Origin of the sequence: Mesorhizobium sp. B2-4-2, assembly GCF_006442845.1 — a bacterium.
Classification (GTDB): domain Bacteria; phylum Pseudomonadota; class Alphaproteobacteria; order Rhizobiales; family Rhizobiaceae; genus Mesorhizobium.
The window spans coordinates 1-26,324 of the sequence record NZ_VFVM01000016.1 but is presented as its reverse complement, the minus strand read 5'-3'; the positions used below and the strand labels follow the sequence as shown (position 1 = coordinate 26,324).

The 26,324-nt window shown below is 64.5% G+C and carries 20 protein-coding genes, 1 pseudogene and 1 riboswitch; of the genes and pseudogenes, 15 read left to right on the top strand and 6 right to left on the bottom strand.

All coding sequences use genetic code 11. The annotated features are described in order from the left end of the window. The first annotated feature begins 3 nt into the window (after positions 1-3). The 3 genes from ybgF (at position 4) to ftsH (ending at position 4,589) form a co-directional block, all read left to right on the top strand. A complete protein-coding gene (gene ybgF, locus FJ942_RS25850; protein WP_140580091.1) occupies positions 4-1,125 on the top strand; it encodes a tol-pal system protein YbgF in 1,122 nt (373 codons plus the stop codon). Positions 1,126-1,183: 58 nt separating this feature from the next. Next, positions 1,184-2,530 (top strand): tRNA lysidine(34) synthetase TilS, encoded by a 1,347-nt coding sequence (gene tilS, locus FJ942_RS25845; RefSeq protein ID WP_140899382.1) that lies wholly within the window; start codon positions 1,184-1,186, stop codon positions 2,528-2,530. A gap of 133 nt (positions 2,531-2,663) precedes the next feature. Next, positions 2,664-4,589, top strand: a complete 1,926-nt coding sequence (ftsH, locus tag FJ942_RS25840) for an ATP-dependent zinc metalloprotease FtsH (RefSeq protein WP_140493260.1) — start codon at positions 2,664-2,666, stop codon at positions 4,587-4,589. 482 nt (positions 4,590-5,071) lie between these two features. Here ftsH and FJ942_RS25835 read toward each other — a convergent pair whose 3' ends face one another. Continuing rightward, the gene (locus FJ942_RS25835) at positions 5,072-5,938 is read right to left on the bottom strand and encodes a hypothetical protein (protein WP_140493263.1); all 867 of its coding nucleotides are present in this window, start codon (positions 5,936-5,938) and stop codon (positions 5,072-5,074) included. A gap of 368 nt (positions 5,939-6,306) precedes the next feature. Between FJ942_RS25835 and glmM the strand changes: the two genes are divergently transcribed. The 6 genes from glmM (at position 6,307) to FJ942_RS25805 (ending at position 13,370) form a co-directional block, all read left to right on the top strand. Next, positions 6,307-7,659 (top strand): phosphoglucosamine mutase, encoded by a 1,353-nt coding sequence (gene glmM / locus FJ942_RS25830; protein ID WP_140493266.1) that lies wholly within the window; start codon positions 6,307-6,309, stop codon positions 7,657-7,659. Between the two features lie 247 nt (positions 7,660-7,906). Next, complete coding sequence (locus FJ942_RS25825; RefSeq protein ID WP_140493269.1) at positions 7,907-8,740, top strand: outer membrane protein; 834 nt, start codon at positions 7,907-7,909, stop codon at positions 8,738-8,740. Between the two features lie 184 nt (positions 8,741-8,924). Next, positions 8,925-9,689: an outer membrane protein gene (locus tag FJ942_RS25820; protein WP_140517559.1), complete on the top strand. Its 765-nt coding sequence runs from the start codon at positions 8,925-8,927 to the stop codon at positions 9,687-9,689. 202 nt (positions 9,690-9,891) lie between these two features. Next, positions 9,892-11,067, top strand: coding sequence for a phosphoserine transaminase (locus tag FJ942_RS25815; RefSeq protein ID WP_140899380.1), 1,176 nt, complete (start codon positions 9,892-9,894; stop codon positions 11,065-11,067). Positions 11,068-11,223: 156 nt separating this feature from the next. Further along, entirely contained in the window at positions 11,224-12,822 is a 1,599-nt protein-coding gene (gene serA, locus FJ942_RS25810) for a phosphoglycerate dehydrogenase (protein ID WP_140554925.1), read from the top strand. A gap of 182 nt (positions 12,823-13,004) precedes the next feature. Beyond that, the gene (locus FJ942_RS25805; RefSeq protein ID WP_224618070.1) at positions 13,005-13,370 is read left to right on the top strand and encodes a cytochrome c; all 366 of its coding nucleotides are present in this window, start codon (positions 13,005-13,007) and stop codon (positions 13,368-13,370) included. Positions 13,371-13,434: 64 nt separating this feature from the next. Here FJ942_RS25805 and FJ942_RS25800 read toward each other — a convergent pair whose 3' ends face one another. Beyond that, on the bottom strand, positions 13,435-14,337 hold the full coding sequence (locus FJ942_RS25800; RefSeq protein ID WP_140554926.1) for a DMT family transporter: 903 nt from the start codon (positions 14,335-14,337) through the stop codon (positions 13,435-13,437). Positions 14,338-14,551: 214 nt separating this feature from the next. Between FJ942_RS25800 and FJ942_RS25795 the strand changes: the two genes are divergently transcribed. Continuing rightward, on the top strand, positions 14,552-15,850 hold the full coding sequence (locus FJ942_RS25795) for an adenylosuccinate synthase (RefSeq protein WP_140493285.1): 1,299 nt from the start codon (positions 14,552-14,554) through the stop codon (positions 15,848-15,850). A 74-nt stretch (positions 15,851-15,924) separates the two neighbouring features. Further along, positions 15,925-17,610 (top strand): hypothetical protein, encoded by a 1,686-nt coding sequence (locus FJ942_RS25790; protein WP_140899378.1) that lies wholly within the window; start codon positions 15,925-15,927, stop codon positions 17,608-17,610. A gap of 106 nt (positions 17,611-17,716) precedes the next feature. Here FJ942_RS25790 and FJ942_RS29115 read toward each other — a convergent pair. The 4 genes and pseudogenes from FJ942_RS29115 to FJ942_RS25770 all read right to left on the bottom strand — a co-directional run. Further along, a pseudogene (locus tag FJ942_RS29115) lies at positions 17,717-17,812 on the bottom strand (hypothetical protein); the annotation flags it as partial. 66 nt (positions 17,813-17,878) lie between these two features. After that, positions 17,879-18,121, bottom strand: a complete 243-nt coding sequence (locus tag FJ942_RS25780) for a type II toxin-antitoxin system CcdA family antitoxin (protein ID WP_140580085.1) — start codon at positions 18,119-18,121, stop codon at positions 17,879-17,881. 44 nt (positions 18,122-18,165) lie between these two features. Further along, positions 18,166-19,983, bottom strand: a complete 1,818-nt coding sequence (locus FJ942_RS25775) for an ABC-F family ATP-binding cassette domain-containing protein (RefSeq protein WP_140899375.1) — start codon at positions 19,981-19,983, stop codon at positions 18,166-18,168. Position 19,984: 1 nt separating this feature from the next. Further along, positions 19,985-20,629: a thiamine diphosphokinase gene (locus FJ942_RS25770; RefSeq protein WP_140525059.1), complete on the bottom strand. Its 645-nt coding sequence runs from the start codon at positions 20,627-20,629 to the stop codon at positions 19,985-19,987. An 88-nt stretch (positions 20,630-20,717) separates the two neighbouring features. Then, positions 20,718-20,833, top strand: a riboswitch (TPP riboswitch). Between the two features lie 42 nt (positions 20,834-20,875). Here FJ942_RS25770 and thiB point away from each other — a divergent pair. The 4 genes from thiB (at position 20,876) to FJ942_RS25745 (ending at position 26,228) form a co-directional block, all read left to right on the top strand. Then, positions 20,876-21,874, top strand: coding sequence for a thiamine ABC transporter substrate binding subunit (gene thiB / locus FJ942_RS25765; protein WP_140554930.1), 999 nt, complete (start codon positions 20,876-20,878; stop codon positions 21,872-21,874). Positions 21,875-22,111: 237 nt separating this feature from the next. After that, the gene (gene thiP, locus FJ942_RS25755; RefSeq protein ID WP_140899371.1) at positions 22,112-23,725 is read left to right on the top strand and encodes a thiamine/thiamine pyrophosphate ABC transporter permease; all 1,614 of its coding nucleotides are present in this window, start codon (positions 22,112-22,114) and stop codon (positions 23,723-23,725) included. Beyond that, positions 23,725-24,507, top strand: a complete 783-nt coding sequence (thiQ, locus tag FJ942_RS25750) for a thiamine ABC transporter ATP-binding protein (protein ID WP_140899369.1) — start codon at positions 23,725-23,727, stop codon at positions 24,505-24,507. The genes thiP and thiQ overlap by 1 nt, the downstream gene beginning before the upstream one ends. Positions 24,508-24,764: 257 nt before the next feature. Beyond that, positions 24,765-26,228, top strand: a complete 1,464-nt coding sequence (locus FJ942_RS25745) for a M48 family metalloprotease (protein ID WP_140493312.1) — start codon at positions 24,765-24,767, stop codon at positions 26,226-26,228. Positions 26,229-26,324: the final 96 nt, after the last annotated feature.

The window sequence follows — 26,324 nt, the reverse complement described above, 5'->3', positions numbered from 1 at the left end:
CATATGCATTTAAGATCAGTTCTGAGCGGCACGCTTGCGCTGCTGCTCCTTTCAGGCGTCACCGCGATGGCGGGTGGCTTAGGGACTGATGGCACGGGACAGCCAGCCGACAGCGGCTTCTCGTTCCATCTGCCCAGCATCGAGTTGCCTGGCGTTTTCGGCGAAAAGAAGAAGTCGGACCAGGTTCAGTTCGCGCAGCAGTCGACTGGCACAGGCGCCACCGGGCTCGAGGACCAACTGCGCCAGATGAACGGCAAGATCGAGGAACTGAACTTCCAGATCCTGCAAATGCAGGAGCAGATCCGCAAACAGCAGGAAGACAACGAGTTCCGCTTCCAGCAGCTCGAAGGCGGTACGCAGGGTGCGCAGCAGCCGGCCGGGCAGAAGAAGTCACAGGCCGCGCCCGTCGACAGCGATGACAGCGTGGCCGAGGCGCCGGCCACGCAACCGCCTGCGAAGGCCGACAATCGGGCAGCGGCCGGCCAGTCGGCTGGCGGCGGCCAGAGCGTCGAGGACGTCATCGTCGAATCCTCTGACGGTGATCCGGGCAAGGTGATCCCCGGAACGGGAGCGCCCGAAAAGACCTTCGGCAGCATCACCGTCGACAAGAACGGCAATGTGGTCGATGCCGGCGGCAGCACGCAGGCGACCGCACCGGCGCAGGATGTCGCTCCAGCCACCGGCGCTCCGGCCAAGAGCGGCAAGTCCGACGGCACGGTGGTTGCGGCGCTGCCTTCCACGAACGATCCCGAGGAGCTCTACCGCAACTCCTACCAGTTCATCCTTTCGGGCGACTACGGCACCGCCGAACAGGGCTTTCGCGACCACATCGCGCGTTTTCCCCGTGACGCGAAAACGGCGGATGCGCACTATTGGCTGGGCGAATCGCTGCTTGGCCAGCAGAAATACCGCGATGCCGCGGAGGTCTTCCTCGCCGCCAGCAAGGACTATCCCAAGGCCAAGAAGGCCCCCGACATGCTGCTGAAGCTCGGCGTGTCGCTGGTCGGCCTGAAGCAGCACGACGTGGCCTGCGCCACCTTCAGCGAGGTCGGCAAGCGCTACCCCGACATTTCCAACACGCTCAAGGAGCGCGTGAAGCAGGAAAAGGCCCTGGCGGCGTGCTAGCCCTTCTCCTGCCTGCCGTTGCCTTGCCGTCGGAGCCGTGTTCGGGCGACATGCATTGATGCTCGACACCGAGCCTGATCTTTCGAAAGACCTTTTTTCGCACATCGACTTTACCAGCGGCGCCGTTGCGGCCGTATCCGGCGGCAGCGACTCGACCGCCCTACTTCTCCTTCTCAAACGACATCTCGACCGAACCGCGCCGTCCGCGAAGCTGCTGGCGGTGACGATCGACCACGGTTTGCGGCAGGGCGCGGCGGCCGAAGCGGAAGCGGTGGCCAGGCTTTGCGCCGCGCACGCCATCGCGCACCGCATCGTCGCCTGGTCCGGACGCAAGCCGTCGACCGGGCTGCCGGCCGCCGCGCGGGAGGCTCGCTACCGGCTGCTGGCCGAGGCGGCGCGGGAGGAAGGCCTCGGTCTGATCGTGACCGGTCATACGGCGGACGACCAGGCCGAGACGGTGCTGATGCGGCTAGTCCGAGGCAAGGGCGCCCGCGGCCTTGCCGGCATGGCACCGGTCACCTTGCACGACTGGCACGAATGGATCGTGCGGCCGCTCCTTGGCATTCGACGCTCGGCTTTGCGCAACTTCCTGCGGCGCGAGCATGTCGGCTGGGCCGAGGACCCGACCAATGCCGACGCGGCCTTCGAGCGACCGCGCATGCGCGCGGCACTGGCCGGCGCTGACGGTGCGCAGCGCATCGATGACGCATTGACGCTGGCGGCGCGCGAGAGCGAGGCGCGCAGCCGGCTTGGCATCCGCGCCGCGGATTTGATCGCGCGCTTCGCCAGCCAGCCGGCGCCGGGTCTTGTCCGCCTCGATCCGACCCTGCTTTCGGCCGGCGACGATCCGGCGGCCGTCTATGCGCTGCGCATCCTCCTCGCCATAAGCGGGGGCGTTGCGTTTCTGCCGGACCAGGCGCGATGCGAGGCGCTGTTCGGTAGGCTGAAGGCTGGATTTCTTTGCGCCACATTGTCGCGGACGGTGGTCGATTCCAGGCGCGCCGGCATCTTTCTGCGCCGCGAGACGCGAGGCTTGCCGCCTGTGGTCGCGGCCACCGGCGGGCTGCTCTGGGACGGCCGCCGGAACATCACGTTGGACGACGGCGGCAGTGCATTGTTGATCGCGCCGTTCGGGGCAGCGGCGGCGAAGCGTCTGGCAATCGCGGAAGGCGAGACGCCGCGCAGCCTCGTGCGCGCCGCCCTGGCCTGCGAGCCGGCATCGCGGCAAGCCGTTGAAAACCCTGGCCTGCCTCAGGGTGGGCAGGCGTCGCCGGGGTTCACGGCACAGGCCGTCGTCGCCCCCTTTGTCCGTTTCCTGCCGTCCTTCGACCTGGCGCCGGCGCGGGTCGTCGCCGAATTGATCGGCGCACCGTTGCTTCCCGCGCCGCCTTTCAAGCGGCCATAGCGCCGGTCGGTCATGGGCGAAAGCTTAACCCACACGTGCTGTTCTGCTTGGCAAGGGGGGGCGCTCTCCCTATGTTAGGCTCAAGTTTCCTCTCACGACGCGTGTCCGCCCGCGGACGCCAACGGGACAATTGATGAATCCGAACTATCGCAACCTCGCGCTCTGGGCGATCATAGCGGTCCTGCTCATCGCCCTCTTCAATCTGTTCCAGACGCCGCAGACGCGTGGGGCTTCGAGCGATGTACCTTATTCGCAGTTCCTGCAGGATGTCGCGGCGGGCCGGGTCAAGACGGTGACCATCGCCGGCGCCCGCATCTCCGGCACCTACACCGACAATTCGAGCGGCTTCCAGACCTATTCGCCCGGCGATCCGTCGCTGGTCTCGCGGCTGCAGGACAAGAACGTTACCATCAATGCGCGGCCGGAGACCGACGGTTCAAACTCGCTGTTCGGTTACCTGATCTCGTGGCTGCCGATGATCCTGATCCTCGGCGTATGGATATTCTTCATGCGCCAGATGCAGTCCGGCTCCGGTCGTGCCATGGGCTTCGGCAAGTCGAAGGCCAAGCTTCTGACCGAGGCGCATGGCCGCGTCACCTTCCAGGACGTCGCCGGCGTCGACGAGGCCAAGGAAGACCTGGAGGAGATCGTCGAGTTCCTGCGCGATCCGCAGAAATTCCAGCGGCTCGGCGGCAAGATCCCGCGCGGCGTGCTCTTGGTCGGCCCTCCGGGAACCGGCAAGACGCTGCTCGCCCGCTCGGTCGCCGGCGAGGCCAACGTGCCGTTCTTCACCATTTCGGGTTCGGACTTCGTCGAGATGTTCGTCGGCGTCGGCGCCAGCCGCGTGCGCGACATGTTCGACCAGGCCAAGAAGAACGCGCCCTGCATCATCTTCATCGACGAAATCGACGCGGTCGGCCGTCACCGCGGCGCGGGTCTCGGCGGCGGTAATGATGAGCGCGAGCAGACGCTGAATCAGCTGCTGGTCGAGATGGACGGCTTCGAGTCCAACGAAAGCATCATCCTGATCGCCGCCACCAACCGGCCCGACGTGCTCGACCCGGCGCTGCTGAGGCCCGGCCGTTTCGACCGCCAGGTGGTGGTGCCGAACCCCGACATCGTCGGACGCGAGAAGATCCTGAAAGTGCATGTGCGCAACGTGCCGCTGGCGCCCAATGTCGACCTCAAGGTCGTCTCCCGCGGCACGCCGGGCTTCTCCGGCGCCGATCTGATGAACCTCGTCAACGAGGCCGCCCTGATGGCGGCGCGGCGTAACAAGCGCCTCGTGACCATGGCCGAGTTCGAGGACGCCAAGGACAAGATCATGATGGGCGCCGAGCGCCGCTCCTCGGCCATGACCCAGGCCGAGAAGGAGTTGACCGCCTATCACGAGGCCGGTCACGCCATACTGGCGCTCAACGTGCCGTCGGCCGATCCGCTGCACAAGGCGACAATCATTCCGCGCGGCCGCGCGCTCGGCATGGTCATGCAGTTGCCGGAAGGCGACCGCTATTCGATGAGCTACAAGTACATGATCTCACGGCTTGCCATCATGATGGGCGGCCGCGTCGCCGAGGAGTTCAAGTTCGGCAAGGAGAACATCACGTCGGGCGCTTCCTCCGATATCGAGCAGGCGACCAAGCTGGCGCGCGCCATGGTCACGCGCTGGGGCTTTTCCGACAAGCTCGGCCATGTCGCTTATGGCGACAACCAGGAGGAAGTGTTCCTCGGCCATTCGGTGGCGCGCACGCAGAACATCTCGGAAGAAACCGCGCAGATCATCGACGCCGAGGTGCGGCGCCTGATCGATGAGGCCTATTCGACCGCGAGGTCGGTGCTGACTAAGAAGAAGAAGGAATGGATCGCGCTGGCGCAGGGCCTGCTCGAATACGAGACGCTGTCGGGCGACGAGATCAAGCAGCTGATCGCCGGCGAGAAGCCCGCGCGCGATCTCGGCGACGACACGCCGCCGAGCCGTGGTTCGGCCGTGCCGAAGTCGGGCCGCCGCAAAAAGGGTCCCGAGCCCGAGGGCGGCATGGAACCGCAGCCGTCGAGCTGAACTCGGCCAAGAACAAATTGAGAAACGCCGCGGTTCGACCGCGGCGTTTTTGTTTGGGGCAGGCTGCTGAGTTTCTCCGTGGCCTGCGCCTGCAAGGTTGGCTAGGCGATTGGCGGAAGCCGGCGTGGCAGCAGCCAATCTTCCCACTTTGTGGAAGATGACGGGCAGCCCAGCGGGGGCAGCGTCCGCCGACAAATCGAGTTAGGCCTTCCGGGCTGCGGGGGAGGATCTCTCTTGCCGTTCGACGATTCCTCGAGCCACCCTCGCCCAGCTTTTCGTGAATGCGAGGCAACCTGGCCGGAGCAGGCAACGATCCTTCGTGCCCCCCCTCTGGCCTGCCGGCCATCTCCCCCACGAGGGGAGTTTGCAGCGTCGCCGGCAACGCGCCTCTCGTCAGCGGGGATTCCTGCTGAAGCTGCGGGCAAAAAAGCCCGCGAACCCTGCGGCTCGCGGGCCTTACTTTCCTCAAATAGTGCTGTCGCTCAGCTCTTCAGCTTGGCATTGCACAGGCTGTAGAAGCCGCCGCCCTTCTGGATCCACTTCAAGCCGCCAAGCGTGTTGGCGTCCTTGTTGGCATAGTACTGCTGGAGGCAGGTATGCATGCGGGCCTTGGCCGGGGTTTCGGTGGCGAATTTCGGCGAGATTGCGGTCGGGAAACTCACGCCCTTCGGCGCAGCGACAGTCGGCTTTGCCGGCTCCTTGGTGTAGGTCGCCTCTGTTGGAGCCGGGACGGTGTCATCGTCCGAGGCGCTGGCGCCGCATTCGGCCTTCCGGAAGTCGTTCCACTTCATGCCGTTGAGCGTATTGGCGGTCTTGGCAGCCTGGTACTTGCTGCTGCAGTCGGCCATGCTCAGGCCCTTGCCCGAGCTGTCGGTCGCCGCAGCCGTGGTCGCCGCCTTGGTGGTCGCCGGTTTGGTGGCGGCGGCAGCGGATGCGCCGGCGGCAGCGGACGCGCCGGTGGCGCATTCGCTCTTGCGGAAGTCGTTCCACTTCATGCCGTTGAGCGTGCCGGCGGCCTTGGCCGCCTGGTACTTGGTGCTGCATTCCTTTGCGGTCAGGCCTTTGGCTCCGTCGTCGGCGGCGGCCGCAGCCTTGGTCGCCTTGGCCGGCTTCGTATCGGCCGCCTTGGTGTCCGCTGCCTTGGCGTCGGGCTTGGCTGTCGCGGCGGCATCAGTGCCGCACTGCGCCTTGCGGAACTGGTTCCAGGTCTGGCCGGCAAGTGTCCCCGCGTCCTTGGCCGCGTTATACTTCGTGCTGCACTCGGCCATCGTCAGCGCGTTGGCTGGCGCGGCCAGGAATAACGTCGCGACCGCAAGGCCGGTCAAAGTGGCAAGTCGGTGGATGAGCATAGCGTTTCTCCGTTGCAGCAGCCCATTATACGTCCCAGCGAATCAATAACGCTCAACGGTCGGTTGCGCCAGATGCTAAGTGGCGTATACATCGCCGAAACCCGGCTTCGGCCGGCAAGGTGATGAAATCGTTGCCTGTTGCCGGGTGGAAGACAAGAATTTGTGGGTAAATCCATGTCGAATGGTCCACAGGCATGGTATATTGTGGCGAGGCAGCGCCATCACGCTAGGTTGCGCCAGTCTGTGTGCAATGCACAACAAGGGTTTTCTAAAGGATTGGTAACAGATAATCACGAAATGTGATCGTAGTGCGCCGGCCAATTATGGCATGACGTACCGGGCAAGAACCACCGGGGACACTGACTAGCATGGCAGGAAATTATTTCGGCACGGACGGTATTCGCGGGCGCGCCAACAAGTTTCCAATGACGGCGGAAATCGCGATGAGGGTCGGCATGGCGGCCGGCCTGTCCTTCCAGCGCGGCAGCCATCGTCACCGTGTGGTGCTCGGCAAGGACACCAGACTTTCCGGCTACATGATCGAGAACGCCATGGTGGCGGGCCTCTGCGCCGCCGGCATGGACGTGTTCCTGCTCGGCCCCATCCCGACGCCGGCGGTCGCCATGTTGGTGCGTTCGCTGCGCGCCGATATCGGCGTCATGATCTCGGCCTCGCACAATCCTTATTACGACAATGGCATCAAGCTATTCGGTCCCGACGGCTACAAGCTCTCCGACGAGATCGAAGAGCGCATCGAGAGCATGCTGGACAAGGATATCGAACTGGCACTCGCCGATTCCGACGGACTTGGTCGCGCCAAGCGCGTCGATGGCGTGCATGACCGCTACATCGAGTTTGCAAAGCGCACCTTGCCGCGTTCGATGTCGCTTTCAGGTTTGAGGATCGTCGTCGATTGCGCCAATGGCGCCGCCTACAAGGTTGCCCCCGAGGCGCTTTGGGAGCTGGGCGCCGAAGTGGTGGCCATCAATGTCGAGCCCAACGGCTTCAACATCAACAAGGAATGCGGCTCGACCCATCCGGCAGGCCTGCAGAAGAAAGTGCACGAGGTGCGCGCCGACATCGGCATCGCGCTCGACGGCGATGCCGACCGTGTCGTCATCGTTGACGAGAACGGCGCGATCGTCGACGGCGACCAGATCATGGCAATGATCGCCGAGTCCTGGCACCAGAGCGGGCGGCTTGCCGGCGGTGGCGTCGTTTCGACGGTCATGTCCAATCTCGGCCTCGAACGCTTCCTCGGCGACATGAAGCTGCAATTGCACCGCACCAAGGTCGGCGACCGCTATGTCGTCGAGCATATGCGCGCGCACGGGCTCAATGTCGGCGGCGAGCAGTCGGGCCACATCGTGCTGTCGGACTTCTCGACCACGGGCGACGGCCTGGTTTCGGCGCTGCAGGTGCTGGCCTGCATCAAGCGGCAGGGCCGGCCGGTCAGCGAATTGTCGAAGAAGTTCGAGCCGGTGCCGCAACTCCTCAAGAACGTCCGCATCGCCGGCGGCAAGCCGCTCGAGGAAGCTCCGGTCAAGGCTGCGATCGAGGACGCCCGTCAACGCCTCGGCAAGGCGGGGCGGCTCGTCATCCGGCCGTCCGGCACCGAGCCACTGATCCGTGTCATGGCCGAGGGCGACGACCCGCAGCTGGTCGAGGCCGTCGTCAACGACATCGTCGAGGTCATCTCGGAAACACGCAGCGCCGCCTGATCTCAGGTGCATCCGGAGGGCCGACGCCGCTCTGATTGCTTAGAAGCCCGCCCGTCCGGCGGGCTTTTGTTTGCCTGCGAAACTGGCTCGAGACACGTGGAACCATCCGAATTCCTCAAATGCTCGAGATTCGTGGTTAATAGACAGGGTTAAATGCCTTTTAACCTTTGCAATTCATTATCCACGCCTGAAAGCCAATCTCATTCGGACGCGACCGCTGTTCCGAGGGTTTCTAGGGGTGACAAGCATGTTCAATACAGCAAGAAAGGCCCTGTTCGCCGCGCTGTTCGCGGGCCTGGCATGGCCGGTGTTCGCGGCCGACCTTCCGGAGCCGGTGGTCGAAGAGGCGCCGCCGCCGGTATACGAGCAGCCAGTCGATGTCGGCGGCTGGTACATTCGCGGCGATCTCGACTACCACAAGTCGAAAGTGCGCGGCATCGATTACACGACCTACACCATCGATCCCTGTAATTGTAACGTCATTCCCGGCGACAGGAGCTTCGATTTCGGCAAGCTCAAGGGCGGCTTCTCGCTCGGCGCCGGCGTCGGCTACAAGATCAACGATCATTTTCGTACGGATTTGACCGCCGATTACTGGTTCAAGTCGAACTTCGACGGCGGAACCTCGGACGCTTTCTCGACGTCGACCGAAGTGTCGAAAATGAGCGCCTTGCTGCTGCTGGCCAACGCCTATGTCGATCTCGGCACCTATCACGGCATCACGCCCTATGTCGGCGCCGGCATCGGCGGCGCGCATGTCAGATGGGACGATGTCAGGGACCCGAACACCACCGAGTTCAACCCCGGTGCGAAAAGCTGGCGCTTTGCCTACGCGCTCATGGCCGGCGCTTCCTACTGCCTGACCGACAAGCTGATCCTGGACGCGGGCTATCGCTACAGCCACATCCAGGGTGGCCGCATGTTCGAGTGGGATATCAGCAGCGCCGGGCCGGGCTTCGACCGCGGCATCGACACGCATGAGGTGCGCGGCGGCCTGCGGTACCAGTTCGGCGGCAACAACGGTTGCGCCGCGCCGACGGTGGCCTATCAGCCCGAACCCGAGCCGATCTACACCAAGTAACATCCGACCATCCAACGGTCCGAAACCGCCCGGCATCAGCCGGGCGGTTTTCGCTTGTCTGGCTGCCCGAAAATCATTCGCTAACGCTCTGTTAGCCTTAACCCCGACTTAACCACTATGGTTAACAATGCTTCCTGAAACGATGGCTGCCGTCTGGTGGCGCCGAAATCGGGAGCAGGGGATCATGAAACTCACATCGCGTATGGCGCCGGTGCTTGCCACATTCGCCATCATGCCGCTGACGCCTGCGCTGGCCGCCGACTATGATCCCCCGGTCTATGTCGACCAGGCGCCCGACTACGTGCCGGTCGAGGTCGGCTCGGGCTGGTATCTGCGCGGCGATGTCTCCTACCTGGTAGAGAAGAGCTTCAAGAATGAGGATTTCGCCTTCACGCCGGCGAGCTTCGACAACGAGGAAGACCCGGTCTTCGCCAGCATCGGCTTCGGCTACCACTTCAACGATTATCTGCGTGCCGATCTCAATCTGGGTTACCTGCCCGGCAACAAGATCCGCATTGGCTATGACGATTCAGCGACCGCGGCAGAGGCGACCCTGGCGTCGGCGTCCCTGAAGAACTATGCCTTTTCAGGCATGCTCAACGGCTATGTCGACCTTGGAACCTATGTCGGCATAACACCCTATCTCGGCGCCGGCATCGGCATCGTCAGGAGCACGCACAAGCTCTCGGCGAGCTATTTCACCGACAATGGCGATCCAACCGACGACTTCGGACTGAGTGACGACAAGACCAAGTATTCCTTCGCTTACACGCTGAATGCCGGCCTTGCCTATCAGGTGTCGAAGAATGTTTCCGTCGATCTCGGCTATCAGTATTTCTCGGCGCCCGACGCCGAATATGTGACGGCCGAGAGCCTGACCTCGTTTCCGGTCCACAAGGGAATCAGCAATCATCAGGTTAAGCTCGGGCTACGCTACGATCTCTGGTAGTAGGCTGGCATACATGAACCCTGGCGGCGGATCTCTTCGGTCCGCCGTTTGCGTTTGAAGCTCACGAGATCCTGATCGCGGGTCGCCAGTATCCTGCCCGCGACAAAAACTTTCCCCTTGACGCCCGAAGCCCGAGCGCATATCGCCGTCCGTGGGCCACCCCTCCCCAACGAGGGGCCACTATCTGGAAGGATAGACCACCATGACGACGCATACGAAGCCCGGACTCCGTCCGGCAAACCCCAATTTTTCCTCAGGTCCCTGCGCGAAACGCCCCGGCTGGTCGGTCGAGGCGCTGAAAGCTGCCGCGCTCGGCCGTTCCCATCGCGCCAAGATCGGCAAGACCAAGCTCGAACAGGCGATCGCGCTGACGCGCGAAATTCTCCAGGTTCCTGCCGACTACCGCATCGGCATCGTGCCGGCGTCCGATACAGGCGCCGTCGAGATGGCACTCTGGTCGCTGCTGGGTGAGCGCGGCGTCGACATGGTCGCCTGGGAGAGTTTCGGCTCCGGCTGGATCACCGACGTGGTCAAGCAGTTGAAGCTTGCCGGTGTGCGCAAGCTCGAGGCCGGTTACGGCGAACTGCCGGATCTCGGCAAGATCGATTTCGACCGCGACGTGGTCTTCACCTGGAACGGCACGACCTCGGGCGTGCGCGTGCCGAACGGCGATTTCATCCCGGCCGATCGCAAGGGTCTGACCATCTGCGACGCGACATCGGCCGCCTTCGCGCAGAAGCTCGACTTCGAGAAACTCGATGTCGTGACCTTCTCCTGGCAGAAGGTGCTGGGCGGCGAAGGCGCGCATGGCATGCTGATCCTGTCGCCCCGCGCCGTCGAGCGGCTGGAGAGCTATAAGCCTGCATGGCCGCTGCCGAAGATCTTCCGCCTGACCTCGGGCGGCAAATTGATCGAAGGCATCTTCATGGGCGAAACCATCAACACGCCGTCGATGCTGTGCGTCGAGGACTATCTCGACGCGCTCAGCTGGGCGAAATCGATCGGCGGCCTCGATGCGCTGGTCGCCAGGGCCGACGCCAACGCGGCCGTGCTCGACCGTTTCGTCGCGAAATCCTCCTGGCTTGGCCATCTCGCCGTAGAGCCGGCGACGCGGTCGAACACGTCCGTCTGCCTGTCCTTCACCGACGGACAAGTCGCTGCACTCGACGCCGACGCACAGGCGGCCTTCGCCAAGGGTCTGGTTTCAGCGCTCGACAAGGAAGGTGTCGCCTATGACATCGGTTCCTATCGCGACGCGCCGCCTGGCCTGCGCATCTGGTGCGGCGCAACGGTCGAGACCTCCGATCTCGAAGCTCTGCTGCCCTGGCTCGACTGGGCCTTCGCCGGCCAGAAGGCGTCGCTGAAAGCGGCGGCCTGAAACTCAACAGTTATTTTCTGGAACAGCCCTCATCCGGCCGCTTCGCGGCCACCTTCTCCCACAAGGGGAGAAAGATCGGCGCCCGACCTTCTCCCCCGTGGAGAAGGTGCCTGAGCGAAGCGAAGGCGGGTGGGGTAAGCAACAAGGACCAATCCCATGCCTCGCGTTCTCGTCTCGGATAAACTTTCCACCACCGCTGTTCAGATCTTTAGGGATCGCGGCGTCGAGGTCGACTATCTTCCAGATCTCGGCAAGGACAAGGAGAAGCTGCTTGAAGTGATTGACCAGTATGACGGCCTCGCCATCCGCTCGGCGACCAAGGTTACCGAGAAGCTGATCAATGCCGCCACCAGGCTCAAGGTCGTCGGCCGGGCCGGTATCGGCGTCGACAATGTCGACATACCGGCGGCCAGCCGCAAGGGCATTATCGTGATGAACACGCCGTTCGGCAATTCGATCACGACAGCCGAGCATGCGGTAGCGATGATCTTCGCGCTCGCCCGCCAGATCCCGGAAGCCAACGCCTCGACGCATGCAGGCAAATGGGAAAAGAACCGCTTCATGGGCGTCGAGATCACCGGCAAGACGCTCGGCGTCATCGGCTGCGGCAATATCGGCTCGATCGTCGCCACGCGCGGCGTCGGCCTGAAGATGCATGTCGTCGCCTTCGATCCGTTCCTGTCGGACAAACGCGCCGAGGAACTCGGCGTCGACAAGGTTGAACTGGACGAGCTCTTCGCCCGCGCGGACTTCATCACGCTGCACACGCCGTTGACCGACAAGACGCGCAACATCATCGATGCCGCCGCGATCGCCAAAATGAAGGACGGCGTGCGCATCATCAACTGCGCCCGTGGCGGGCTGGTCGTCGAAGCCGACCTGGTGGCGGCGCTGAAGAGCGGCAAAGTGGCCGGCGCCGGCATCGACGTGTTCGAGGCCGAGCCGGCCGAACAGAACGCATTGTTCGGCATGGAGAATGTGGTGGCCACCCCCCATCTCGGTGCCTCGACGGCGGAGGCGCAAGAGAACGTCGCGCTGCAGGTCGCCGAACAGATGGCCGACTACCTGATCAAGGGCGCCGTCTCCAACGCCATCAACATGCCGTCGATCACCGCGGAGGAAGCGCCGCGGCTCAAACCCTTCGTCAAGCTCGCCGAAGTGCTTGGCGCCTTTGTCGGCCAGGTCACCGAGGACCCGATCAAGGAGGTGGAAATCCTGTTCGACGGCTCGACCGCGACGATGAATACGCGCGCGCTGATCAGCGCGGCCCTTGCCGGGCTGATCAGGCCGCAGGTAGCCGACGTCAACATGGTGTCGGCGCCGATCATGGTGAAGGAGCGCGGCATCATCGTCGCCGAGGTCAAGCGCGACAAATCGGGCGTGTTCGACGGCTATATCAAGCTGACGGTCAAGACCGAGCATATGACGCGCTCGATCGCCGGCACCTGTTTTTCCGACGGCAAGCCGCGCTTCATCCAGATCAAGGGCATCAATCTCGATGCCGAGGTCGGCCAGCACATGCTCTATACGACCAATGCCGACGCGCCGGGCATTATCGGCCTGCTCGGCACGGTGTGCGGCGAGAACGGCGTCAACATCGCCAACTTCCAGCTCGGCCGCAACCGGCCAGGGGGCGATGCCATCGCGCTGCTCTATCTCGACGCACCGTTCCCGGAAAAAGTGCTGGAGCAGGTGCGGGCGCACAAATCGATCGATTCGGCCAAGCGGCTACAGTTCGACGTCGGCAGCGTGTAGGGCTCTTCCCGCACAGGCTGCAACTGCACGATCGCGATGCTCCGCGCATCGAGTGTTTTCCGGCAAGCCTAGATGGTCTTGATCGTCCGTCTGAGGATACTTGCCTTCGCGATAGCGGGGCGTCTGCTGCTGACCTTAGCTGCCCCGATGCCTGATCATTTTCGCAGCGTGCAAAGCAGCGCATGGTTTCCCAGGCGCCCAAGCCCGACGAAACCCGCATGGCCGCTGGCGAGGCGATCTACCATGACAATTGCTCGGCCTGCCATGGTGGAGACGGCGCCGGCGCCGGGGCTCTTTTCCCGCCGCTCGCCGGCAATTCGATCGTAGCACAGGCCAGCACCGAAACGCTTGCCCGGGCCGTTCTGGCGGGAAGCCAGGCCGTGCATACGGCCCGCGCGCCGACGACGCCGGCGATGCCCTCGCTGGCGGGGCGCCTGAAGGATCAGGAGATCGCCGACGTCTTCACTTACGTGCGCGGCAGCTGGGGCAACGCCGCCCCGGCAGTCTCGTCCGACGACGTGGCGGCGGTGCGCAAGGAATTGCAGTAGTCCTGCGAATTGCCGGGCGAGCCGACGCTCTCCTTGAAGCTGACGATCGGGGCGCGAAGCGAGTTTACTGGCGCCTCGGCATGGCTGCCTTGCGGCCGCTATATTCGGCAAGCGCGATGCCGCCCAGCACAAGGACGAGCGCCAACGCCTGGTAGAGCTGGAATGTCTCGCCGACGATCAGCACCGATAGCAGGGTGCCGAAGATCGGCACCAGGTTAATGAACAGGCCGGCCCGGTTGGCGCCGATCAGCTCATTGCCCCTGATGTAGAATATCTGCGAGACGACCGAGGCGCCGATCGCAGTATAGACGATCACCGCCCAGCCGCGTGCGTCGGGAACGATGACCTTGCCGGCCGCGATTTCCCATAGGAAGAACGGCAGCGAGGTGACGAGCGCGGCGAGCGACATGGCCAGCATCAGGCTCTGCCATTGCATGGCCGGCTTCAGCCGCAATCCGACCGAATAGCCGCTGTAGAGAATGACCGCGACCAGCATGATGGCGTCGCCGAAATTGAGCTCCAATGTCAGCAGCCGGCGCGGATCGCCGTGGCAGGCGGTCAGGATGACGCCGAAGATCGTCAGCACCACGCCGGCGATCTGCGCCCAGTTCACGCGCAGGCGGAAGAAGATGAAATTGGCTACGATGATCAGGATAGGCATTGCCGCCTGCTCGATCGAAACGTTGATCGCGGTCGTGTAATTGAGCGCCGTATAGAAGATCGTGTTGAACAAGGTGAAGCCGCTGGCGCCAAGTGCGGCGAGCACGAACCAGTGCCTGCGCACGACGGGCCAATCTCTTTTCAGCGCATTCCAGCCGATCGGCAGCAGGATCGCTACCGCCAGCACCCAGCGCAGGAAGACCAGCGTCATCGGTGAGACGTGATGGACCGCCAGCTTGCCGGCCACCGAGTTGCCGCCCCACAGCAAGGTGGTGAGCAGCAGGAACATGTAGGCGCTTCGGTGCATGGCGGGTCGCAGCGGGGAGGAGGTGAATGGGGCGTGCCTGCCGGCCTATTGCCCCCGCCTGGACAAGTAAATGATGTCAAAGCTGAAAATTGTTGTGCCTCAGCCCATTTTCGGCGGCAAAGAAAGGTCGCATCGGCCTGCTCTTGACGTTATAGAGGCCTGTCGTTTCGAACCGTATCCAAGCCGCGCGGCGGCGCCTCGAAGGAAAAGAAACATGGCCAATGTGGTGGTCGTCGGCTCGCAATGGGGTGACGAAGGCAAGGGCAAGATCGTCGACTGGCTGTCGGAGCGCGCCGATGTCGTGGTGCGTTTCCAGGGCGGCCACAATGCCGGCCACACGCTGGTCGTCGACGGCAAGGTCTACAAGCTGTCGCTGTTGCCGTCGGGCGTCGTGCGGCAGGGCAAGCTGTCCATCATCGGTAATGGCGTCGTCTTCGATCCGCACGCATTCGTCGCCGAAGTGGCGAAGCTCAAGGGGCAAGGCGTCGAGGTAACGCCGGAGCGCCTGAAAATAGCCGAAAACACAGCGCTTATCCTGTCCCTGCACCGGGAACTGGACGGCTTCCGCGAGGACGCCGCCTCAAATTCCGGGACCAAGATTGGCACGACCCGCCGCGGTATCGGCCCCGCCTATGAGGACAAGGTGGGCCGGCGCGCGGTGCGGGTGATGGATCTGGCGGATTTGGAAACACTACCCTTGAAGGTCGACAGGCTGTTGACGCATCACAATGCACTGCGTCGCGGCCTTGGCCATGCCGAAGCCACGCATGACGCGGTCATGCAAGAGCTGACCTCGGTCGCCGGCGAAATCCTGCCCTACATGGACCGGGTCTGGAAGGTGCTCGACGACAAGCGCCGGGCCGGCGAGCGCATCCTGTTCGAGGGCGCGCAAGGCACGCTGCTCGACATCGATCATGGCACCTATCCGTTTGTCACCTCGTCCAACACCGTCGCCGGCCAGGCGGCAGCCGGTGCCGGCGTGGGCCCGGGCGCCATCGGCTATGTGCTTGGCATCACCAAGGCCTATACGACGCGCGTAGGCGAAGGTCCGTTCCCGACCGAGCAGCAGAACGAGATCGGTGAATTCCTCGGCACGCGCGGCCATGAATTCGGCGTCGTCACCGGCCGCAAGCGCCGCTGCGGCTGGTTCGACGCGGTGCTGGTGCGCCAGGCCGTCGCCGTCAACGGCATCAAGGGCATCGCCCTGACCAAGCTCGATGTGCTTGACGGGCTGGACGAGATCAAGGTCTGTACCGGCTACCGCCTCGACGGCGAGACGATCGACTATCTACCCGCCAGCCAGGGCGCGCAGGCCCGCGTCGAGCCAATCTACGAGACGCTGGAGGGGTGGAAAGGCACCACCGCCGGCGCGCGCAGCTGGAACGACCTTCCGGCCCAGGCCGTCAAATATGTCCGCCATATCGAGGAGTTGATCGGCGCGCCGGTCGCGCTCCTCTCCACCAGCCCGGAACGGGACGACACGATACTTGTGACCGATCCGTTTCAAGACTAGTTTCTCAAGCCTTTCCGGGCGTTGCGGCTGATTTGCGGAGGCCGGTCCGGAGCACAATACAGGTCGACTGACGCATGGCGAAAGATTTCGTTTCTGCTCTGAGGGATACGATAAACAATTTTGGCGATCCTACGCCGGAGCTGCGGGCCAAAGTCTACGACAAAGCGCGCTCGACGATTGCAAAGAAGATTGCCGAGCGCGAGCCGCCGCTTTCGCCGTCGGAAGCCGAAAGGCAGAAGCGCGGCCTGGAAGACGCCATATCGAGGCTCGAGCGCGAATATGCCAAAAGCGTGCCGGAGACCGATCCGCTTGCCGAACTGGAGCACATATTTTCCTCCATCGATCGCAACAAGAACCAGTCGAACCATACCAAACAGCCGGTAAAGGCGGAGCCGGCCTGGCCGGCAGCGCCTGCCTCGAAGGCTGAACCCTACAAGCCGCCGCCCCCCGCTCCGGAGCCCGACATCTCCAGGCCTGCATCGCCCGCCGCCGAGGTCGAGCCGAACTGGCAAAAGCCCGTACCGGTGCAGCCGACCCCGGAGTTCGACGACAGGGCTCAGCCTGGCATGGATGTGGGTCAGGACGACGAGCATGCCGATGTCTTTGCGAGCGACGAAGAGGCTGCGGCCGCCGACACTTTCCAGCGCTTGCGTCCGGCTGAACGCAAGCGCAGCTATGGCGGGCTGATTGCCGCTGCCGTTGCGTTGCTGGTCATTGCCGGCGGCGGCTATGGCATCTGGCTGAACAAGGATGCCTTCGGCAAGATGCTGGGTCTGGGCGGCGGCAGCAAGGTCGCGACGACCGAGCCGGTCAAATCGACACCCGCCAAGCCGGCGAGCGATGCGGCGGCAACGCCCCCGGCACCTGCGGCTAGCGGTGCCGAGCCCGAAGGGACACCGAAGTTCACTCAAAGACTGACACCGCAAGGAAGCGAGGTCGATCCTGGCCCGGCCGGCGGACAGAGCGGCGTGGGCGAGGGCGAGTCCGTCGCGGCGCTGACGACGCCGCCTTCAGCCACGACCACCCCGGCCTTGTCGGCTCCGGCAGGAGGCACGCCGGCCGCAGGCGCGCCCGCCGGGACCACGCCCCCTGCACCGGGCGCTGCGCCGGCGGCGCCACCCGCCAATGGGACCGCACCCGCGGCGCCGGCTGACAACGCCGCCACGCCGCCCTCGCCTGCCGGTGCGCCGACGCAAACCTCTCTGCCGGTCGGCCAGAAGGCGATCTTCTATGAGGAGCGCACCAGCACCGCGCAGGGTTCGGCCGAGCCGGGCAACATCGTCTGGTCGCTGGTGCAGGAATCGCCCGGCGGCGACCTGCCGCCTGAGCCGGCGATCCGCGCCGAGGCGACCATTCCCGGCAAGGACATCCAGTTGCGCATGACCATCCGCCGCAACACTGACCAGACGCTGCCGGCCAGCCACATCATCGAGATGATCTTCCTGACGCCCGACGGTTTCGAAGGCGGCGGCGTCGACAACATCCTGCGCGTGGCCATGAAGAGTTCCGAGCAGGATGCCGGCAGCCCGCTGATCGGCATTCCGGCCAAGATCGCCGACGGCTTCTTCCTCGTCGCGCTCAACGATACCAAGGCCGACGAGGACGCCAATCTGACCTTGCTTCGGGGACAGGACTGGATCGACGTGCCGGTCGTCTACAAGACCGGACGACGAGCGTTGCTGACGATGGAAAAAGGCATTCCCGGCGAGAAGGTGTTCGACGAGGCGATCAAGGCTTGGCAGGCGAAGACGGCGGGCTGAGCCGACGGCAACGGTCGGCTCCGGTCAGAAGCCTTGGAACAGCATGTCGAGCGCGGCGACGATGTCGTCGTGGTGCTTGGAGAGATTTCCCTCGGCATCCGGCAATTCAGTGGCCATCAAGGCAGAGCCGGCGGCCAGGAACGGGGGCTGTGTCGGGCGGCATCAACGGAATGACGACTCTCGTGTTCAGCCTCTCAAGAAGGTCGGACTGAACATCGACAAGGTAACCACTGCCTCCGGCATTCCGATAGAGATCGTAACGGGCCCATCAAAACAGCGGGCGTGTGGCCAATGGCAACCCGTTCCGCTCGACATAGGCGTTGGAGCTCACAATCGCCTCAAAGTTCTCCTCTTGCCACCGACGCGTTTTTTCCGACGCGATGGCCTTCGCAATACCCGCCTCGGCGGCGCGCGAGAGATTGATACCCGACGCTTTGGCGTCTTTGATCAGCTGAGCGTCAATGGATGTATTGACAGACTTTCGCTGAGGTTTTGTCGTCGATTGAAGCACGGAGACAGCCCTCTTTTAAGCGCATAACGTAGCGCATACCATCTTCACCCCTCCATCTCCTCGCGCAACATCTCCAGTTCGAGCCACTCTTCCTCCAGTGCCGCCAGCGTCGCGCGCTCCTTGTCGAGGGCGGCGATGGTCTTCTGGAACGAGGCCGGATCGCGCTCGTAATAGGCCGGATCGGCGATGTTGTTCTCCAGCCGCGAGATCGAGGCTGTCACCGCCTCGATCTTCTTGGGCAGCGATTCCAGCGCGAATTTCTGCTTGAACGAGAGTTTTTTTGCCGGGGCTTTGGCGGTGGGGCTGTCCGCCTTCGCCGTCGGCGCCTCGCTTGCATCCGCCTTCGCCCGCGCCTTGCGGTCGTCGAGCCTGGTGCCGCCGCGCTGCGCCAGCATGTCGGAATAGCCGCCGGCATATTCGACCCAGCGGCCGCCGCCGTCCGGCGCGATCACGCTGGTCACGGTGCGGTCGAGGAAATCGCGGTCGTGGCTGACCAGGATGACCGTACCGGCAAAACCGGCGACCAGTTCCTGCAGCAACTCCAGCGTTTCCATGTCGAGATCGTTGGTCGGCTCATCGAGCACCAGCAAGTTCGCCGGCCGGGCCAGCACGCGCGCAAGGATCAGCCGTGCCCGCTCGCCGCCCGACAGCTCGCGCACCGGCGTGCGTGCCTGCTCCGGCTTGAACAGGAAGTCCTTCATGTAGGAGACGACGTGGCGCTGCTCGCCATTGATGACAAGGTTCTCGCCGCGCCCGTCGGTGAGATACTGAGCCAGCGTCTCCTGCGGATCGACCGCCTCGCGCTTCTGGTCGAGCGTGGCGATCTCCAGATTGGTGCCGAGCCGCACCGAACCGGCATCCGGCTGCAATTCTCCGGTCAGCATCTTCAGAAGCGTCGTCTTGCCGGCGCCGTTCGGCCCGACGAGGCCGACGCGGTCGCCGCGTTGGATGCGGGTCGAGAACCCCTTGACCACGGTGAGGTCGCCAAAGCTCTTCTCGATGTTCCTGGCCTCGATCACCAGCTTGCCGGATTCGGCGGCGTCGCTGGCCACCATGGTCGCGGTGCCTTCGGCGCCGCGATGGCCGCGAAAACGCTGGCGCATGGTCTGCAATTCGCCCAGGCGGCGCATGTTGCGCTTGCGCCGCGCCGTCACGCCATAACGCAGCCAGTGTTCCTCGCGCACGATCTGGCGGCCGAGCTTGTGCTGTTCGCGCTCTTCTTCCTCAAGCACCTGGTCGCGCCATTCCTCGAAATGGCCGAAGCCCTTATCCAGCCGGCGCGTCTGGCCCCGGTCGAGCCACACGGTGGCGCGCGAGACGCGCTCAAGGAAACGGCGGTCGTGCGAGATGACGATGAGGGCCGAGGAGGTGCGGACGAGTTCCTCTTCCAGCCATTCGATCACCGAGAGATCGAGGTGGTTGGTCGGCTCATCGAGCAGCAGGATATCAGGCTCGGGCGCCATGACGCGGGCAAGGGCGGCGCGCCTGGCCTCGCCGCCGGAGAGGTCGCCCGGCTGCTCCTCGCCCGAGAGGCCGAGGTGCTCCATCAGGTAGCTGGCGCGATAAGGATCGTCGGCGGGACCGAGGCCGGCCTCGACATAGGCGCGCACGGTTGCGAAGCCGTCCATGTCGGGCATTTGCGGCAGATAGCGGACGGTCGCCGATGGCTGGCGGAACACCTCGCCGTCCTGCGGCTCGATCAGGCCGGCGGCGATCTTGAGCAGCGTCGACTTGCCGGACCCGTTGCGGCCGACCAGCGCGATCTTGTCGCCGGCCGACGCAGCCAAGTCGGCGCCGTCGAGCAGCGGCGTGCCGCCGAAGGTCAGTTTTATTCCGTCGAGATTGAGAACAGGCGGCGCCATGTCAGCTTTCTGGCAAGGGATAGGGATGGGCGAGCAGCAGCGCGCGCCCCGCTCCCAGCGCGATCTCGAGCCTGCCCTTGACCTCATTAGAGATGGTCAGCGATGAGCCGAACGCGACCTTGACGCGGTCAAGCGGCCATTTCGCGCCGGCGACGGTCAGCCCGGCAAGCTCGGAAAAACCCAGGATCGAGAACAGGGTGCCGTCTGTATAGTCGAAGTGGACCGTGCCGTGCGCCAGGGGCACGCCTTCCTGCGCGCCGCTGGTCAACAGCACCTTTGTCCCGGCCCCGGCCAGCCGCAGGGCGAGCGCCATGTGCAGGAAGGCATGGTCGGCGCGTTTGCCGCCGAAGGCGCCGGCAAGCACGAGGCTGGTCGCGCCGCGCTCCAGGGCGGCCGATATCGCGAGTTCGCCATCGGTGGCGTCCTTCTCTGCCGGGAAGGTTCGGCGCGGCACGGCGGCCAACTCATCCGGCAGGCCGGCGGGCACGGAATCGAAATCGCCGACCCACAGTTCCGGCACAAGGCCGAGCGTCCTCGCATGGCCGATGCCGGCATCGGCGGCGATGACGCGGGTCCCCTCGACCTGACGGTCGAGCCGTGGCGTGCGGATCAGGTCGCCGCCAAGCAGGATGGTGAATGTGCTCATATCGTGTGGCCCTTACCAGCCCGGCAGCGGAAACGGAAGGCCGGCAAACAGCCACTTGCGCGGTTCACCGGCCGGGCCTATGTGTCGAGGCGCTCTAACGGGGTGCCGGACGCGATATTTCGCGGACCGGCTGAGAGGCAGTCTCGCCAACCCGCTGAACCTGATCCGGTTTGTACCGGCGGAGGGATTAGACGTTTCGGACAGTCCGACGCCTCAATTCCTTTAACCCGAACGAAGGAGGCGCCGATGCGCACGCTTTTATACGCCCTTGTCTCTGCAATGGTCGTGGTTCTGTCCGGGCCGGCCTTAGCCAAGGACAAGCTCACCGTCTACACTTATGAGAGCTTTACCGCCGACTGGGGCCCCGGCCCGGTGGTGAAGAAGGAATTCGAGGCCGAATGCGGCTGCGATGTCGACTTCGTCTCGGTTGCCGACGGCGTCGCGCTGCTCAACCGCGTCAAGCTGGAAGGGGCCGCGACCAAGGCCGACATCGTGCTTGGCCTCGACACCAATCTCACCGCCGATGCCAAGGCCACTGGCCTGTTTGCGCCGCATGGCGCCGTGACCGGGCTCAATGTGCCGGGCGGCTGGAACGACGACATCTTTGTCCCGTACGACTATGGCTATTTCGCCGTCGTCTATGACACGCAGAAGCTGAAGACGCCGCCCAAGAGCCTGAAGGAATTGGTCGAGGGCAGTGCCGACGACAAGATCGTTATCCAGGATCCGCGCACCTCGACGCCGGGCCTCGGCCTGCTGTTGTGGGTGAAGTCGGTCTATGGCGACAAGGCGCCGGAGGCCTGGGCCAAGCTCAAGGCGAAGGTCTTGACCGTGACGCCGGGCTGGAGCGAGGCCTACGGCCTGTTCACCAAGGGCGAGGCGCCGATGGTGCTGTCCTACACGACCTCGCCCGCCTACCACATGGTTGCCGAGAACACCGAGCGCTACCAGGCCGCTTCCTTCGAGGAGGGCGAGTATCTGCAGATCGAGGTCGCCGGCATCACCACGACGGGAGCCAAAAATCCGCTGGCGGAAAAGTTCATCGCCTTCATGACCGGGCCGAAATTCCAGGATGCCATCCCCGAGACCAACTGGATGTTCCCGGCCGGCAAGACCGACAAGCCGCTCAATCCGGCCTTCGACAGACTGGTCAAACCGACCAAAACCTTGCTGTTCAGTCCCGAGGAGGTCGCGGCCAACCGCAAGGCATGGGTGGATGAATGGCTGGCGGTGATGAGCAAGTAGTTTGGTCGTATGATCGGATGATGAGTGCCCTACAGCGCCCCCCACTGTCCTGCCGGACATCTCCCCCACGAGGGGGGAGATTGGCCGTCACGACGGCTTTCGCCAATTGGCGACGTCACAGGAGAGGGTGGAGCGCTGAAGCAGCCAATCTCTCCCCAAGTGGGGGAGATGTCCGGCAGGACAGAGGGGGGCGCGAAGGAACGCGACGCTCGCTAAAGGTCCTTTGGGTGGCGCAGCGTGCAGCGCGCGTCTGACCCCCGCATCTCCGCCGGTATCCTCGCGCTTGCGGCGATCGGGCTCCTGATCGGCGGCGCGTTTGCGGGTCTTCTTTTCGAAGGCGCGAACGATTTCTCCGGAGCCTGGGCAGCCTTCGATCCTTATCTCCTGCGCGTCGTGCGCTTTACGTTGTGGCAGGCGGCGCTTTCGACGCTGTTGTCGGTGGCGCCGGCCCTGTTCGTGGCTCGCGCGCTGTCGCGGCATCCGCGCTTTCCCGGCCGCGGCTTCATCCTCCAGCTCTTCGCCCTGCCGTTGGCGCTGCCGGCGATCGTGGCGGCGCTCGGCATCCTGGCGCTCTATGGCCGCGCCGGCTATTTCGCCGGCTTTCTTGGTGCCGTCGGCGGTTACAATTGGCCGGGCATCTATGGCCTCTCCGGCATCCTCGTTGCTCATGTCTTCTTCAACCTGCCGCTGGCCACGCGGCTGTTCCTCGAAGCGCTGCAAACCATCCAAGCCGGCCAATGGCGGCTGGCGAGCCAGCTCGGCATGGGTGCCGCACCGGCTTTCCGGCTGATCGAGTGGCCGACACTGCGCGCCGCTCTGCCGGGCGTCGCCGGCCTGGTGTTCATGCTCTGCATCACATCCTTCACGATCGTGCTGACGCTGGGCGGTGGCCCCGGCGCGACGACGCTGGAGGTCGGCATTTACCAGGCTCTGCGTTTCGATTTCGATCCCGCGCGGGCGGTGGCGCTGACTCTGCTGCAGATCGCGCTGACCTTTGTCGTGGTGCTGGCGTTGACGCGGCTCGGCGCCAACACCACCGGTGACGCCAATCTGCCGGTGGCGCCGCGCCGCTACGTCTCGGCCGGCAGGACCGAGGCCGCGCTGAATGCCGCGCTCGTCGTGCTGGCCCTTTTGTTCGTCGCCGGGCCGATGACGGCGACGGTGATGTCAGGCCTCGGCGCCGACCTCGGTCGTCTCGCCGGCGAAGCGGCGGTGCGGCAGGCGACGCTGACCAGCGCCGTGCTGGCTTTCCTGTCGGCGCTGCTGTCGGTTGCGCTGTCGCTTTCGCTCGCCATGGCGCGCCGCGTGCTGGCCCTGAAGCGCCGCTCCGGTCCGCGGACCGTGCTCGAACACGCCACCGACACCGGTGCCGGCTTCGTCCTGGTCGTGCCGCCCATCGTCATCGGCGCCGGCTGGTTCCTTCTGCTGCGCCATGTCGGCGATGTCTTTGCCATAGCCCCGGTCATGGTCGTCACTGTCAATGCAGTCATGGCGATGCCTTTCGCCATCCGTGCCATCCGCCCTGCCTATGATGCGGCGAGCGAGCGCCATGAGCGGCTCTGCGCGCTTCTGGGAATAGCGGGCTGGCCCCGATTGCGGCTGGTCGACTGGCCGTCGCTGCGACGGCCGCTGGCCACCGCCTTCGCGTTTGCCATGGCGCTGTCGCTTGGCGATCTCGGCGTCATCGCACTGTTCGGCAGTGATTCCGTGCAGACCTTGCCATACCTTCTCCTGGCGCGCATGGGCAGCTACCGCACCGAGGACGCCGCCGGCCTGGCGCTGCTGCTGGGTCTGGTCTGCCTTGTGCTTGTGGTGGCGGCGAGCGGGCTGGGAAGGGGAGAACGAGACTGATGGCTGCGGGCGCCACCAATGGTGCGACAAGGGGAGCCGAGGTGCGGCTGGACACGGTCTCGTTCAGCTACGGCGACGCGCCGCTCGTTTTCGATGTCGATTTCGCCGAGTCAAAAATCACCGCCATCATGGGGCCGAGCGGTTCGGGCAAGTCGACGCTGCTCAATCTGGTGGCGGGCTTCGAGACGCCGCAGTCCGGCCGTGTGCTGATCGGCGGCGCCGATGTCGGCGCGGCGCCGCCTTCGGCGCGGCCGGTGTCGATGGTATTCCAGGAAAACAATCTTTTTGCCCATCTTTCGGTCGAAGAGAATGTCGGGCTCGGCCGCTCGCCCTCGCTGCGGCTGACCGAGGCCGATCGCGCTGACATCGCGGAGGCGATCGCACGCACCGGCCTCGCAGGCAAGGAAAGACGCCTGCCGCGCGAACTTTCGGGAGGCGAACGCCAGCGTGTCGCATTGGCGCGCGTGCTGGTTCGCAACCGCCCGGTGCTTCTTCTGGACGAGCCTTTCGCTTCACTCGGACCGGCCTTGCGCGACGACATGCTCGATCTTGTCGCCGACGTGCATGCCGAGCGGGGCATGACGCTGTTGTTCGTCACGCACCAGCCACAGGACGCACGCCGTGTTTGTGAGGAGGTGGTGTTCCTCGACAACGGCATGGTTGCCGCTAAGGGCAAGGCGGATGATTTCTTTGCCGGGGCTGGTCCTGAAGTTTTCCGGCGCTATGTTGGCACAAGCGCCTGGGAGGCTGGATCACGAGATATTGCCCGGAAGCGGACATAATTTACGCTCAAACCGGCTCCTGGCGACGGGGCGATTGCTTGCCATGACAGAGGTAGTGTGGCTAGGTCCGCCCCGTACCGGTCCGGTGCAGGCCGTGATTTGCCTGCGGCATCCGCCGCGCGTTGGTATGGCGTGGATGCTGTAATGCTTTGATTTGCGCATGAGCCCTTGCGAGGATCGCCCCGATTTTCGCGGGCATGCGCCAGACCCGAAAGGAAGCCGTTCTGCCGACCGGCACGGAAAGACCAAGAGGGAAAATGCTGGCGCGCTTTCTGGCGCTGGCTGGCTTTGTCGTAGCCCTGGCAAGCTGCCAGATGTTCACGCCTCCGGAAGTCCAGGAATCCGGCTTCCAGCCTTCCGACAAACCGATCACGGTCGACAATGTCGCGGCCAATAACAAGTTGGCCGAACTGGCCAAGGCGCAGCATCCACGCATCCTGGCGACCTATGGCGGCGAATACTCCGATCCCAAGCTCGAGCGCATGGTCGCCAAGGTCGTAGGCAGCCTGACGGTGGTGTCGGCCAACCCGACCCAGACCTATCGTATCACCATCCTCAATTCGCCCAACGTCAATGCCTTCGCACTGCCGGGCGGCTACCTCTACGTCACGCGCGGCCTGCTGGCCCTGGCCAATGATTCGGCCGAGCTCGCCGCCGTCATCGCGCATGAGATGGGCCACGTCACCGCCAACCACGGCCTGCAGCGCCAGCAGCTCGAGGCCGAGGAGGGGCTCGCCACCAAGGTTGTTTCCGACGTGCTCGGCGACAGCCCGACCGCCAAGGCGGCGCTGATCCGCGGCAAGCTGAGACTGGCGCAGTTTTCGCGCAACCAGGAACTGGAGGCCGACGCGATCGGCATCAAGTCGATCGGCGAAGCCGGCTACGATCCTTACGCCGCCGGCCGCTTCTTGCAGTCCATGTCGGCCTACACCGATTTCCGCTCGATCAGCGGCGCCACCGACGCCAGCCTCGATTTCCTGGCAACGCATCCCAATACGCCGCAGCGTATCGACCTTGCGCAACGCCATGCCCGCCAGTTCGGCCCGCCGGGCGTCGGCACCCGCGATCGCGACGCCTTCCTCGCCGGGATAGACGGCCTGCTCTACGGCGACACGCCGGAAGAAGGCTATGTGCGCGGCGAGACCTTTCTGCATCCGGGCCTGGGCGTGTCCTTCTCGGTGCCGGAGGGCTTCATCATCGACAATTCGGCCGCCGCCGTGACGGCGACCGGGCCGGGCGACATTGCGATCCGCTTCGACGGCGTGTCGATCGACAAGAACCGTGCGCTGACCGATTATATCAGGAGCGGCTGGGTGGCCGGTCTCGACGACGCGAGCGTCAGGCAGGAAACGATCAACGGCAACGAGGCGGCGACGGCGCATGCAGGCGCCGAAGGCTGGCAGTTCGATATCGCGGTAATCCGCGCCGGCGGCCAGGTCTACCGGCTGCTGACGGCGGCACCATCCGCCAGCACGTCGCTCGACACCGTGGCGCGTTCCGTCAGCGGCTCGTTCCGCATTCTGAGTGCCGCCGAAAAGGCGGCGCTGAAGCCGCTGCATATCCGCGTGGTCACCGTCCAGCCGGGGCAGACGATGGGTTCGCTTTCGGCGCAGATGGTCGGCGTCGACCGCAAACTCGACCTGTTCCGGGTGCTCAACGCGCTGTCGCCGGGGGCTGCGGTTTCGGCCGGCGACAAGGTCAAGATCGTCACCGACAAATAGCCGATAGTCGGCGCTGACCAGTCGGCCGTGAACTATCCGCAAGCCATTGATTTGGCTTTTTGATCCGGGCCGATTGTGGCTTTGGAATTGCAGGAT

What these genes read in the sequence shown, in the direction of transcription:
- FJ942_RS25775 (WP_140899375.1), bottom strand. Translation starts at nt 19,983, where the DNA reads ATGGCGCCGCCTGTTCTCAATCTCGACGGAATAAAACTGACCTTCGGC.
- serA (WP_140554925.1), top strand. Translation starts at nt 11,224, where the DNA reads ATGCCTCGCGTTCTCGTCTCGGATAAACTTTCCACCACCGCTGTTCAG.
- FJ942_RS25820 (WP_140517559.1), top strand. Translation starts at nt 8,925, where the DNA reads ATGAAACTCACATCGCGTATGGCGCCGGTGCTTGCCACATTCGCCATC.
- FJ942_RS25795 (WP_140493285.1), top strand. Translation starts at nt 14,552, where the DNA reads ATGGCCAATGTGGTGGTCGTCGGCTCGCAATGGGGTGACGAAGGCAAG.
- FJ942_RS25805 (WP_224618070.1), top strand. Translation starts at nt 13,005, where the DNA reads ATGGTTTCCCAGGCGCCCAAGCCCGACGAAACCCGCATGGCCGCTGGC.
- FJ942_RS25835 (WP_140493263.1), bottom strand. Translation starts at nt 5,938, where the DNA reads ATGCTCATCCACCGACTTGCCACTTTGACCGGCCTTGCGGTCGCGACG.
- FJ942_RS25800 (WP_140554926.1), bottom strand. Translation starts at nt 14,337, where the DNA reads ATGCACCGAAGCGCCTACATGTTCCTGCTGCTCACCACCTTGCTGTGG.
- tilS (WP_140899382.1), top strand. Translation starts at nt 1,184, where the DNA reads ATGCTCGACACCGAGCCTGATCTTTCGAAAGACCTTTTTTCGCACATC.
- FJ942_RS25790 (WP_140899378.1), top strand. Translation starts at nt 15,925, where the DNA reads ATGGCGAAAGATTTCGTTTCTGCTCTGAGGGATACGATAAACAATTTT.
- FJ942_RS25815 (WP_140899380.1), top strand. Translation starts at nt 9,892, where the DNA reads ATGACGACGCATACGAAGCCCGGACTCCGTCCGGCAAACCCCAATTTT.
- ftsH (WP_140493260.1), top strand. Translation starts at nt 2,664, where the DNA reads ATGAATCCGAACTATCGCAACCTCGCGCTCTGGGCGATCATAGCGGTC.
- thiB (WP_140554930.1), top strand. Translation starts at nt 20,876, where the DNA reads ATGCGCACGCTTTTATACGCCCTTGTCTCTGCAATGGTCGTGGTTCTG.
- FJ942_RS25770 (WP_140525059.1), bottom strand. Translation starts at nt 20,629, where the DNA reads ATGAGCACATTCACCATCCTGCTTGGCGGCGACCTGATCCGCACGCCA.
- glmM (WP_140493266.1), top strand. Translation starts at nt 6,307, where the DNA reads ATGGCAGGAAATTATTTCGGCACGGACGGTATTCGCGGGCGCGCCAAC.
- ybgF (WP_140580091.1), top strand. Translation starts at nt 4, where the DNA reads ATGCATTTAAGATCAGTTCTGAGCGGCACGCTTGCGCTGCTGCTCCTT.
- FJ942_RS25745 (WP_140493312.1), top strand. Translation starts at nt 24,765, where the DNA reads ATGCTGGCGCGCTTTCTGGCGCTGGCTGGCTTTGTCGTAGCCCTGGCA.
- thiQ (WP_140899369.1), top strand. Translation starts at nt 23,725, where the DNA reads ATGGCTGCGGGCGCCACCAATGGTGCGACAAGGGGAGCCGAGGTGCGG.
- FJ942_RS25825 (WP_140493269.1), top strand. Translation starts at nt 7,907, where the DNA reads ATGTTCAATACAGCAAGAAAGGCCCTGTTCGCCGCGCTGTTCGCGGGC.